The organism is Methylocapsa sp. S129, from assembly GCF_009765995.1.
Classification (GTDB): domain Bacteria; phylum Pseudomonadota; class Alphaproteobacteria; order Rhizobiales; family Beijerinckiaceae; genus Roseiarcus.
Genome location: NZ_LMUI01000029.1, coordinates 20,022 through 33,054 on the forward strand (window position 1 = coordinate 20,022; position 13,033 = coordinate 33,054).

Sequence of the window (13,033 nt, forward strand, 5' to 3'; positions counted from 1 at the left end):
GAACCTCTTCCATCGCGCTGGCGACCGCGTCCAGCGCGAGCTCGACCGCAACGAGGACGACCAGAAGCGCAGCCAGAAGGAGCAGGACGGCTCGGAGATCCGCTCCGTGGAGCTTGAGCGCCTCATCGTCGAAGGCGCGACCATGACTGAGCGCCGCAACACTTTTGAGTTCTTCCGCGATACCGCGGCCGATCTCTTCGAGGCGCACATGGGTTCGGCCTGGCGGCCGCGAGCCGGGTCGAAGGTCAACCACCGCGCCCTGACGGCGGCGATGATCGACAGCCGCGACTACCTCGCCGCCAAGCGTCGCTCCGAAATCGAGCCACTGATGCCGGCCGGTCCGAAAGTCGCGTTCGCCGGCGGCTTCGAGTGCAACGACTACACGCGGATATGGGATGTGCTCGACAAAGTGCTCGCGAAGCATCCCGACATGGTTCTGCTCCATGGCGGCTCGCCGAAGGGTGCGGAGTTCATCGCTTCGCGCTGGGCCGACGCCCGCAGAGTTCCGCAGGTGGTCTTCAAGCCAGATTGGACCCGGCACGCCAAGGCGGCGCCGTTCAAGCGCAACGATCGGCTCCTTCAGACGATGCCGATCGGCGTCGTCGTCTTCCCCGGTTCCGGCATCACCGAAAACCTCGCTGATAAGGCGAAGACGTTGGGCATCCCGGTCTCGCGTTTTGGCGGCGGCGGCTGAGTGCGTCGGAAAAAGAGTCGTGGTGGTGTCGTTCTCGTCTTGATCTAATTGTCAACGGAGCGAGTCGAGCGCCAGCGCTCCGAGGATGATCTCAGTCTGTGCGACCGCCTCTCCTTCAAAAGCGGAACATAGCGTCCTTTATGTTACAGTATGGATATTGCCCGCGCCCGAGAAATACAACACCATGTGACATGTTCGTCATGTGAAAATTCAGCTGACCGACGCATCGGCCTCGCAACCATCCCAGCAACGTCGAAACACAAAACCAGGCCGTGGACCAGAATCCAGGAGGCCAGTCAAAGTATCTTGACGCCTCGACGGTTCATTTCCGGCCTGAGCCAAAAACTTGCGTCGGAATATTTCGAGAAAAGATCCGGAGGAATGCAAATTTCCCGCTCTTGATATTCGACCTTCTCTCGCACCCTGTGCATCCCTGGCATGCCCAAAAGGGCATCATAGTCTGGTTCGTCGTAGGTGACGCGATCGAAATCATGCTTAAACGGCTTCTCACCGAGTTCTTCATAAAGGCGCCGCAAGGTCAAATCCGGCTCGCGAACCAAATTTTCATAACCGATCACGATCAGTTGCTTGGCGCTTTCACTGAACCAGGCCTCGCGCAAGGAACTCCAGGCGAGGCCGACCAAGCCGTTTTCCGAATTCATCAGCGTTTCGACACGCGAATAGACCGAACTTCCTGGCGTGTAGTTGAATATCCGAGACACCTGAGTGGGATTCTTGCGGAGCATGCGCTCGACGCTATCTATGATCCACCCAACTTCTCGAACGCAGCAGACAATGCGCGACTGCGGATAAAGCTCCTTCAATAGCGAAGCTTTGCCTGTCCAAGTTCGGTTGGTGTCAAATATAATGTTTCCCGTCGGGATATCCGCGTAATAGGCGTCAAACAAGCCGCGCAGGATAGCGCGACGACGCTCGCCGCTGAAAAATACAGCAAATTCGCTGGCGCCGCTCATCTTTGGCAGAAGCCCGCTACACAATGAGACAACGGGACTTGTCATCGCAGCATGAAAGCGCGGATTCTGCCGTAACAAGGCGCAGAGCAAAGTCGATCCTGATCGTGGGAGCCCAGAGATGAAATGCAGATGCAACACCGTGCAGAATCCTCCGACATCGCGGACAAGCGGACTTTCGACGTATCTGCCGAAGCTTGCTCGATTCGCCGCGAGCGGTTCAACGTCCCCGGCGCTGGTTCGCTTCAGTTATAGCTGAATCTGTTGACGACAATCGCAACATTCAGCGCCCGGAAGGGGGCAATGAATCGCAGCCAATGTCGCCGAGCCTCACGCTTAGTGTACGTGCGCAGCGGCGGCAAGGATGTGATCCTCTACCATCGCATGAACCGGGAGCGCCGTTAGACCTGTGCTGGACATCTGCGTATTGAAGGAAGCCATGGCCTGCACGAGGAGGTTCACGCCGAGATCGGTTTGAACGCTCCCTGCGGTCGACGATTGTCCAGTCGCATTGTAGAGCTGACGGATGCCGTTCACGTCGGTCTGATCGAGCGTGCGATTGTTGGCGGTCGACTCGTAATACATGACGGAGTTCGGGTCGGAATTGTCGGCAAGCCCAAGGGCATGACCGATCTCGTGCAGCGCAACCTGATAAAATTCCGCCTGGGTTCCCGAGTAGGTCAGTTGCCCATCGCTACCGGCGCTTAAGGGGGTTTCGGCCGGATCCTCAAGCCTGATGATCGCATCTGGCTGCATCTGACCGCCTTGTGTCGCGAAGCTCGTGTAGCCAACAATTCCTGTCAAACTCGTGTCGAAATCGCCTAAGCCGATGCGAATGTCCGACTGCGATGAATCCGGCACTTCCTCAAAGGTAAGGCCCGAGGCTGCGGCCCAAGTCTGAAACGCCTGCGCAACGATGCCCTCTTCCTGCGCGTTCAGATAATTGCTGAATGGATCGGCGGCCGTGCCTGGGGTTGTTGCAACAGACCAGGTAATAACAGTGCTATCCCACTTGGCGGCTTCGAAGACTGATCCCTTCTGTTCCGCAGAGGATGTCGCCGCCGTCGACGCCTGGCGTCTTGCATTTTCAGCCGCCTTGGCGGCGAGCGGATCGTTCGCGTCGCTGAGGTCGTATTGAGCGATGGCGCCGATGTCCGTCCCACTGAGTTTCCCTGGGGATTTGCTGGATTTGGCAAAATCATAGCCGCCTCCGTCTCCGCCGCCATATCCTCCGCCGTCGCCATATCCTCCATCATCGTAGTCTCCGCCATCGTAATTTCCTCCGAGGGCGTCGCCGTCACCATTGTAAACTTCGTAGCCGAGGGAACCGCCGCTGGAATTATAGTAGTCGACTGTCTCGGAGCTCTCGGAGCCGCTTGCGTTATAGGAGAAACTCGCGTCGGCCGATGAGCCGTCGGTAAGTTGGACCGTTTCGGTGGTTAGCTCTCCGGTTCCATCGCCGCCGGACCAATTTTCGGTCGCCGACGAAACCCCTGATGCCGGATTGTAGAACTCGATCTGTGAGCCGCCGCTTGACCAATTGTCGCCCTGGTAGAGAATTGAGCCGCTGCTGCTGTAGCCAGTGTACTGATCGGTAACACCGCTCTGCGGATTGTAGACATCGCTTTCGGAGCCGCCGGCAGTGAAATTGAAGTCGGCGCTGGTCAGCGTGCCCGTACCATTCGCGCCGGCGTAATTATTCGTCTCCAAGGAAACGCCGGCCTCCAAACCGGAGTAAAGCACGATCTGCGAACCGCCTCCCGTCCAATTCTCGCCTTGCTCGATGACGGGCCCCGTCTCATTGGCGTCGGTATAGTCCGTGAACTGAAGGGAAACGCCGCTCTGCGGATTGTAGACATCGATTTCGGAACCGCCGGCAGTGAAGTTGAAGTCGGCGCTGGTCAGCGCGCCCGTACCATTCGCGCCGGTGTAATTATTCGTCTCCAAGGAAACGCCGGCCTCCAAACCGGAGTAAAGCACGATCTGCGAACCGCCCCCCGTCCAATTCTCGCCTTGCTCGATGACGGACCCCGTCAGATTGGGGTCGCTATAGTCCGTGAATTGTACCAGGATATTGCTCTGCGGATCGAAGACCTCGTTCGTGGAAGAGCCATCGACGTAGTTGATGATAGCGCTGCTCGAGGGTCCGGTTCCAGAGATCGTGGCTGTGTCATCCAGCCCCAAATCGACCGTCTCGCCGTTGCCGTAAATAACCTCACCCGTTGCATTGTTCGCCAGTACCACGATGTCGCCTGTCGACCCCAGAGTCAGAGTTTCGTTCGCCCCGAAGACATCGACCGTATTGGCGCCGTCAACGGTTGCGCTCGTCCCTGCCCCGGTCATGTTGATGGAGTTCTCCGTGCCGACTGCCGTTACGCTTGTATTTTCACCGAGATTAATCGTGTCATCGGAGCCGTTGAAAGTGCCGGTCACATCGTTTTGCGTCACGATCTCATCGCCGCTCGCGTTGATCGTGTCGCTCTGGTCTCCAGCAATCAGCCCAATGTAACTGCCTGTGCCCACCGAAACATTGTCGTCGTTACCCGTCAGGTTGAATGAAACGTCATTCCATGTCTCTGCGCTGTCACCCGACGCAATGACTTGGACGTTTGTCCCGACAATGCCGAAATACCCCCCTGTGCCGTAGATCGTCGTCGACGTGTCGCTCGCCAGGTTGACCGCATCGCCGGAGACGTCGTTGTTGACAATATCCCCGGTCCCGCTGGCGACATACTCATAATCGCCGCCGCTCATATTGATGGTATCGCCGGAGCCGTATCCGGTTACGCTTGCGTTGACGGCTAGGTCGATTACGTCACTGCTGCCGTTGAGCGTGAACGTCGCTCCGTTCGTAGTTTCGGCCGTATCGCCCGACGCCGTGACCTCAACGTCCGTGCCGACAATGCCGAAATAGCCGCCTGTGCCGTTGATCGTCGCCGAGGTATTGCTGGCGATATTGACGCTGTCCCCTGCCACGTCGTTGTTCACGACATCCGTGACGCCGTTTCCGTTCAGCAAGCCGACATAATCAGCGCCGCCGTTGAAGTTGACGGTGTCAGAGCCGCCATAGACATTACCCGAGAAACCGCCAGACGCGTTGACTGTGTCGCTCGATCCGTAGACGTAATCGCCTATCGCGTTCGCCGCCGTGTTGATCGTATCATCCGATGCGGTCACCGTTTCGTCCGAGCCGTTCATGCCAACAACGTCGTTCGAGCCGTTCACCGTGGCCGAACTATTCGCGCCAATCCCGATATTGTCGTTGTCGCCCTCGAGGGTGAACGAAGCCCCCGCGATTGTTTCGGCAGAATCCCCAGATGCGGTCACGGTCACGTCGGTCCCGACAATGCCGAAATAACCTCCCGTCCCGGTGATCGTCGCCGACGTGTCGCTACCGATATTGACGCCATCCCCCGAAACGTCGTTGTTGACGATGTCGCTTACGCCCCCTGCGATCTCCGCGCTGTCGTCCCCCTCAAGATTGAGCGTATTGCTCGAGCCGTTCAGGGTCGCGGACGAGTTCGTATTAAGATCGACTACGTTGTTGCTTCCAGTAAGGGTGAACGAAGCGCCGCTGAACGTATCGGCGGACTCCCCAGAAGCAGCCACGGTGACGCCGGTTCCGACGATGCCGAAATAGCCCCCTGTTCCATTGATCGTCGTCGACGTATTGCTACCAAGATTGACGATGTCGCCGACCGGCCCATTGTCGGTCATGGTGGTGGCGTCGTCATTGTTCACGACATTGCTAGAGCCACTGCTTATGAACGCATTGTCTGTCCCGTTGAGATCCACAGTATTGTCGCCGCCATTGACCACGATCGAACTGCCAGCGCCCAGACCCAATGAATCGTCGTTACCCGTCAGGTTGAATGAAACGTCATTCCATGTCTCTGCGCTATCGCCCGACGCATTGACTTGGACGTTTGTCCCCACAATGCCGAAATACCCCCCTATGCCATTGATCGTCGTCGACGTGTTGCTCGCCAGATTGACTGCGTCGCCCGACACGTCGTTGCTCACAATCTCCCCGGTCCCGCTGGCGATCTCCGCGTTGTCGCCGCCATTGAGATTGAGCGTATTGCCCGAACCATTCACGGTGAGGCTTGAGTTGCTGCCCGCGTCAATCGTCGAGTTTTGATCATTGATGGTTTCGCTATCCGCGCCGCTCGCCGTGCTGATCAGATCACCATACGAGCCCGGGCCCATGGTCACGGTCTGACCCGCGGCGGTCAGATCGACCGTGAAATTCCCGCCATCGACGGTGGCGTTCGAGTCGCTACCCTCGATCGCAACTGAATTCTGTGTGCTGTTGTCGACGTTCGCTCGAGCGAGCACCAGATCGCCCGTGCCGTCAACGTCGATGGACGAGCTCGTGTTGGCGGTCGTCTCGATCGTGTTGTCGTTGCCAATGACGGTCCCAATAAAACCGCTGTCAGCATTGATCGTTACGTTCGAGCCGTAGATGGTCTCATCCGCCACGCTCGCGGCTGCGGTGATCGTCTCGTCCGACGCCGTCAGATCGTCGCCCGACCCATCCAACCCAATGGCGCCGCCTGACCCGGTGATCGTCGCCGAGGTGTTGCTGGCGATATTGACGCTGTCGCCGGACACATCGTTGTTGACGATGTCGCTTGCGCCCCCTGCGATCTCCGCGCTGTCGTCGCCTTCAAGATTGAGCGTATTGCTCGAGCCGTTCAGGGTCGAGGACGAGTTGGTATTAAGATCGACTACGTCGTTACCTCCTGTGAGTGTGAACGAAGCGCCGCTGAATGTGTCTGCGGACTCTCCGGAAGCGGTCACGGTGACGCCGGTTCCAACGATGCCGAAATAGCCTCCCGTCCCGGTGATCGTCGTCGACGTGTTGCTTCCGAGATTGACCGTGTCGCCGGACACGTCGTTGTTGACGACGTCGGCCGTGCCGCTCTCGACATACTCGTAATCACCCCCCTCGAGATTGAGCGTATTGCTAGAACCGCTCAGGGTCGCGGATGAGTTCGTATTAAGATCGACTACGTCATTGCTACCCGTAAGGGTGAACGAGACCGCCGAAAAAGTGTTGGCGGTTTCGCCTGACGCTGTGACCTGGACGTCGGTCCCAACAATGCCGAAATAGCCCGCCGCTCCATTGATCGTCGTCGACGTGTTGCTGCCAAGATTGACGATATCGCCGACCGGCCCGTTGCTAGTCATCGTGGTCGCGTCGTCGTTGTTCACGACATTCCCCGAGCCGCTACTTATCAACGCATTGTCTGTCCCGTTGAGACCGACAGTATTGTCGCCGCCATTGACCACGATCGAACTGCCAGCGCCCAGACCCAGTGAATCGTCGCTGCCGTCGAGGGTGAATGCGACATCATTCAACGTCTCAGCGGAGTCGCCTGAGGCGGTCACGGTGATGTCGCTCCCGACGATGCCGAAATACCCCCCTGTGCCGTTGATCGTCGCCGAGGTGTTGCTGGCGATATTGACGCTGTCCCCCGCCACGTCGTTGTTGACGACGTCCGTTGCGCCGTTGCCGTTGAGCAGGCCGACATAGTCGGCGCCGCCGTTGAAGTTGACGGTCTCGGAACTGCCGTAGACGTTTACACTGTCGTCGCTGCCCTCAGCGATCGTGTCGCTCGATCCGGTGACCGCGTCACTGGTCGAATTCGTGCCAAGGGTCACGGAGGCGTTCGAACTATCGACGTTGTCACTGTTCCCCGTTACATCGAGCGTGCAGGGTCCGCTGCTCGGCCCATTGATCGTGTCGAGATCGCCCGCGAGGGAGAGAGTTGCGCCGGCCGCCGCGGAGGCCTGATCGTTCGATCCGACCACAATAGCGGAATTGTTAGCGCCAACCGAGACTTGGTTGCCGCCGGCCCCATCGACCACGATGCCGGGGTTCGTTCCACCTGCCGTGATCGTCTGACCCGAGGTCGTCGCGACTGTCACGCCTTGGCCGTTGGAAAGCCCGATCGTCGGGTCGTTGCTCGCGACTTGCGTCCAGCCGGTCGTGTTTTGCGCCTGGCCGTCTAGGCCGGCAACGTAATTGGCGAGATAGGAGCCGGCTGTCGAGACACTCGTGTCGCCGTTGGAGTTGACGGAAATCGTTGTCGTCTGCGGGGTGCTGGAGCCACCTGAATAGGCTTCGACCGTCACGGATGTGTCGCCGCTGTTGGCGGTCGCCGCCGTCGCGCCGTTGGTATTGTTGTCGGCAAAGCCATTGACGATCTGCTGACCAGAAGAGACAGCGGCAAAGGTGTCAAGACCGCCGGAACCGCTCTGGGCAGCCAAGGTGTCGTAGGTTCCGAACACCTGAGCGCTGGACCCCGCGCCGAGCGTCAAGTTAGCTATCGACGCGTTGACTGTCTCGCCAGTTCCCGTGAGGGTCGCGGAGGAGCCAGAGCCGAGCGACAGAGAGTTCGTGCCGCCTGTGACAGTAGCCGAAGCGTCTGCGTCTAGGGTAATAGCCGCCCCTGTCAAGGCGACGGGCGCTCCGCTTCCAGAAACGGATGCGCTCATATCTCCAGCCGCATCAACCTGATCTGCCTCCACATAACTCAAACTGGCGCCGCCGGTGAAGGAGCCTATGCTTTGATCGCTGAGATCAAGGGCAGAATTAATCGCGCTCAACGCGTCATCCTGCGGAGCGCCTGTCGTGGCATTAAAGGCGTATTGCGTGTCAGTGTCTTGTTGGTTTTGCGAGAGAATAATCGTTGAACCGTCCGGCATGTCGATCGACATCGACTGTGACGCTTTGTCGTATTCTATATCCGAAATATCGTCCAACTGGGTGGACACCCCGTTTTGAATTACAAATGCGGTCCCGTCTTTATTCCAAATAACTACGACCCCGCCAGTCGACGCAAAGGTTCCTTGGGTATATGTTTGCGTCGTGCTACTCCAAGCGATAAATCCGTCTGCGTTCGCAGCTGATCCCGCACTATTTGAATATGTAGCCCCAGAGTTGATAGCGTCGATGATATTGGCTGCAGCATCAGGATTAGCTGTGATTAATCTTTCTCCTAAATCGTACAAGCCGTCTTGCGATACCAAGGAAGCGGGCTCATTCGACAAGTTGTTCACCATATCCGAATAAACGGCCTGCAACGTTGCGTTATTGCTATCGGCCATCATATTCATGATATTAGCGGCGCTAAACGCTTGATTAAAACCTGTCTGCGCTGCTCCAGAAAGATTGTCCGCGTAGTCACCGATGTCATCTACGGTTATTTGCTGATTTTGAGAGACAAATCCTTGCAGATAGTTGGTGAATGCGTTGTCACTGCCCGTTTGATTTGTCAATTTGGCAGCCATCGCTGCCGCTACGGCCTGCGCATCTTGGTCGGAGCCACTAGCTGCCACCAAATTAGCGGCACTCGTGGCTGATGTTGACAAATAACCAATCGCAGCTTGGTCAAGTTGATTAACTGCCGCCAAGCCATCTGAGCTACTGACGTAGGCATTTAACGCGCTCAGTTGGGTTGCACTGAGATATTGCCCACTATTCTGCAACTGATTTCCGCTCTGGGGCAGACTCACCAAGATTTGGGATATATCGCTTGACGTCAACGTTGCCGCTTGAGGGGATGCCTCAAACCCAGAAATAAAATTGTTATATAGTTCCGCCCACTGACTGCTGCTACTATTTCGTTCTCCGAAATCCCATTGCATGATGCCAACCGCGTATCCTGAATTTCGTCCGGCTAGACTTACCGCGGGAGCGACAGCGTGCCCTTCCGATCCCAAACCAACGGCATATGCCGATAGTGCATTAATTTGATTCTCAGTGAGTGAAGTCGTGTTCGCCATTCGAATATCTCCTCATTTTTTCTGCGCAAGCGAAAGAAACGTGCTGTCGATTAATTCTTGGACGCAATCGACTGCTCTTGTTCGACATTTCGCAAGGATATCTTTGTTATTTAGTACAGCATCTCTAGCATTCTCTAATGCCGGTAATATTATCTGTTTCTGTATAATGAAACGGTCACGTGTGCCGTCTCTTCCCGATCGTGATGGGTTTAGCCATTCTATTGGAAATGAAAATATATTGTGTTTATTTGATATGTATATAAGATGGTCTGAAGCCAGCATTCGATTTGAACTGCTAATATCAGCAAAGATAGAATTATGTGTTTTTCCAAATTGATCTTTGCACGAGCGATCTTCGTCATATCCTCCCACTTCGTCCTCTGCATCAGAGGTTGACGGAAGAGCAATAGCGATATCTTGACTTTCGTCGTCCCATCTAACGTGAAGCATATGCGTATATAATATACATCCTATCGTAGGTAGGAGTTCGCCAAAATACGCATCAACATAGTCATTATCGTCGTTGCTGACCGTGAGATTGTGCTTTGTATTTTCTTTATCGTAAAAAGCAATATTTAGTGCGTACCCGCCAGCGAGCGTTAATTTGCCGTTTCCGAGTGAATCATTACCATGGCGTGATTGCCGTTCGATTGCATTGATGTCTGGATTTTGGTCTGCAATACTTGTGGGTGGGACGACATAGTGTTGACCGTCATTTATTATCTGATATTCTGGGGAACGATCCGTTCCGATTTTGGCGGCGACTGCGATTCTAGCGATATTGTCCTCCGCCATCCGAATAGAAATATAAGTTAACGTTTGAAAAATACCTCGGCCACCGATACTGTACAGATGTGGAAATTGTTCGTCATTGTCTTTAGGAAAATTTATAAAATTATAGTCCATCAACTCTAAGGTGGATTGTTGATAGGATGTCACTTTATACGGGGACGCATTGTCAGGATCTTTCTTTGGTAAGACGCTTTCTGGATATGCGGCGTTAATTAAAAAGAGTGATATTAACGCCGCGTATTTAAATTGACCACCAGTCATCGCGGCGATTTTAGACATAATTGTTCTGACCACGCGCTTGACGCCTGCGCCGTCGAACCAGGTGTTTTCCGCTCTGCAAACGCGTTCTCATCTCTCCCTTAATCCTTCCTGCTTGAACCGAATGAGCGGCGACAACAAATAGCTGATCACCGACCGTCGTCCTGTCTTGATTTCCGCCGTCACCGCTATGCCGGGCTCCAGCGGCGCAAAACCATTCTCCGTCTGAATGCCGGTCGCCGCGAGCGCGACATGCGCGACATAGGTCGGCTGCCGCGACTGGCGCTCCTTCTCGTCGCTCTCAGCGTCGGAATCGTCCTTACGCGAACCGCGCGCATCGACACTCGAATCTTGCGGTGTGACGACATCCTGGCTTACGCTCGCGACGACGCCATGCAGCAACCCATAGCGCGTGAAGGTGAAGGCCTCGACCTTGATCTCGACCTCCTGCCCCTTATGAACAAAGCCGACGTCCTTGTTAGCCAGCATCGCCTCAATCTCCAGGCCGGTCACTTTGGGGGCACTCTGAGTTGCTGTGCCGGCGTGACGATGCTGTCGAGCGTATGGGCGGCGAGTTGTTACACCGTGCCGTCGACGGGCACGCGCAACGTCCAGGCCACGTTTCAATACGAATTTCCGCATGCCTTCTTGATGTTCGTTGGCCTGGATTTCGGCCTTCGACAGGTCGGTCGTTGGCAACACCACGTTGTCGAGGCGCTTTCTTGAAACCGTTCTCGCGTGCGCTTTCAGGCCATGTCCGGGCGCGCCGCGGTGGATATCAACGACGCCAATTTGTGCCGCAGGAAAGCGATGCCGCATCTGACCGATGGCAGCGGCGAACCCACGAAAACGTGACAGGACAATCAGACTGGCAAGCCCGGATTCCAACGCAACTCCCATGGACCAGCCTCACTTTGATGGAAACGCGAAGTACTTCGACGCTACCATTTCCACGAAGTTAGATTGGACGATTGACATCGAAAAGGCGCAAACCGTCGAGTGTTAATCACGATTCCGTCATCGCCTCCCTCTTCCCTCTTTGAAGCAGAAGATTTGAACAACGCCTGTTCAGTCGTGAGCATCAGAGCCGACGACAATCGAACACCCAGCGTTCGTCGCGATAGCCCTCGCTCTCTGGGTCCATCACCTCTCCCTAATGGCTTCCTGCGAATATTGTCTGAGCGGCGAGAGCAGATATTCGAGAATGCGCCGCGAGCCCGTCTTGATCTCCGCGGTGACCGCCATGCCGGGCCGCAGCGGCTCCGTTCTGCCGTCGACCACCATGCTGGTTCCCTCCAGCGCGACGCGCGCGACATAGGAAGGCGAGTTGTTGGCCTGTTGATCGCCCTTTGCGTTCTTGGCGTCGCCCGAATTGGCGCCGTTGTCATCGGTCGGCCGCTTGTCCTCGGTGACGACATCGGGGCTGATGGAGATGACGCGCCCATGGATCAAGCCGTATCGCGTAAAATTGAAGGTTTCGACTTTCACTTCGACTTCCTGACCGGCGTGGACAAATCCGACATCGGCGTTCGACACCATCGCTTCCAGGATGAGCGACTGACCCTCCGGCACGATCACCAGAAGCTGCTGCGCGGGCGTCACCACGCCGCCTAAGGTGTGGATCGCCAGTTGTTGGACGACCCCGTCGATCGGCGCGCGCAGCTCCGTCTCCGCCGATTTGCGCGTTGCCTTGACGAGGTCTTGCGTCTGCTGACTGGCCTTCTGTTCCGCGTCGGCCAGATCGCTAAGAACCTTATGGGCGTATTCCGCGCGCGTCTGATCGCGCTGACGCTCCAGCGCGGCGCGCGCCGCATCCGTCTCGACCGCTTTCCGACCCTGCACGATGAGATCATGCTGGGCCTCCTGGAGCGCCTGCTCCGCGTCGAGCCAGGCAAAGCGGTTGCCATATTCCAACGCCAGCAACTTGGTGCGAAGAACATCCTTTTGCTGCAGCAGCGGAATCGTCGCCTGGAGCTTGTCGATGCCCGCGCGAACCTCCTCGGATTCGGCGCGCTTCTGATCGATCTGCTGGTCGAGGGCGGCGAGTTTGGCGGCCTGTTCGGCCGCCTGCGCCCAGGTGAACGCGCGCGCCATTTCCAGTTCATGCGCGGCCGCGTTGTCGGGCGCGACGAAGGCTTCGACCGCCTTGCCAGGATCATTTTCATTTTTCAGCGCCAGAAGCCTGGCGATATCGAGTTCGGCCGTCATCAGATCATGCGCCGCCCGATCGCGATCGGCCGAGGTCGTCGTGCCGTCGAGCGCGACCAGAAGATCGCCGGCATGGACGATGTCGCCATCCTGCACGCGGATGTCCCGCACGATTCCCGCTTCAAGCGGCTGCACCACCTTGACCCTGCCGGTCGGCAACAGCCGGCCTTGAGCCGTGGCGATTATGTCGACATAGCCGAACCACGACCAGGCGAGCGCCGCGCAGAAGAAGGCGAGTATGCCAAAGGCGATTCCCCGCCCGAGCGGCGAAGCTGGCGTCTCGACGACCTCCAGCGCGGCCGGCAGGAACTCGCGC

Annotated in this window: 6 protein-coding genes; 1 reads left to right on the top strand and 5 read right to left on the bottom strand. The window is 56.9% G+C overall.

Features of this window, described 5'->3' with window-relative positions:
* Positions 1–694, top strand: a 694-nt coding sequence (locus GSQ90_RS16920; RefSeq protein WP_158816150.1) for a DUF2493 domain-containing protein, incomplete at its 5' end; no start/stop codon positions are given.
* A gap of 296 nt (positions 695–990) precedes the next feature.
* On the opposite strand, the gene GSQ90_RS16925 is transcribed toward GSQ90_RS16920, so the two are convergent.
* The 5 genes from GSQ90_RS16925 to GSQ90_RS16945 form a co-directional block, all read right to left on the bottom strand.
* Entirely contained in the window at positions 991–1,806 is an 816-nt protein-coding gene (locus GSQ90_RS16925; protein WP_158816037.1) for a sulfotransferase, read from the bottom strand.
* Between the two features lie 195 nt (positions 1,807–2,001).
* A complete protein-coding gene (locus GSQ90_RS16930; RefSeq protein ID WP_158816038.1) occupies positions 2,002–9,459 on the bottom strand; it encodes a matrixin family metalloprotease in 7,458 nt (2,485 codons plus the stop codon).
* 12 nt (positions 9,460–9,471) lie between these two features.
* Positions 9,472–10,530 (bottom strand): hypothetical protein, encoded by a 1,059-nt coding sequence (locus GSQ90_RS16935; protein WP_158816039.1) that lies wholly within the window; start codon positions 10,528–10,530, stop codon positions 9,472–9,474.
* Between the two features lie 69 nt (positions 10,531–10,599).
* On the bottom strand, positions 10,600–11,397 hold the full coding sequence (locus tag GSQ90_RS16940) for an HlyD family secretion protein (RefSeq protein ID WP_210254916.1): 798 nt from the start codon (positions 11,395–11,397) through the stop codon (positions 10,600–10,602).
* 255 nt (positions 11,398–11,652) lie between these two features.
* Positions 11,653–13,033, bottom strand: a 1,381-nt coding sequence (locus GSQ90_RS16945) for an HlyD family type I secretion periplasmic adaptor subunit (RefSeq protein WP_158816152.1), incomplete at its 5' end; no start/stop codon positions are given.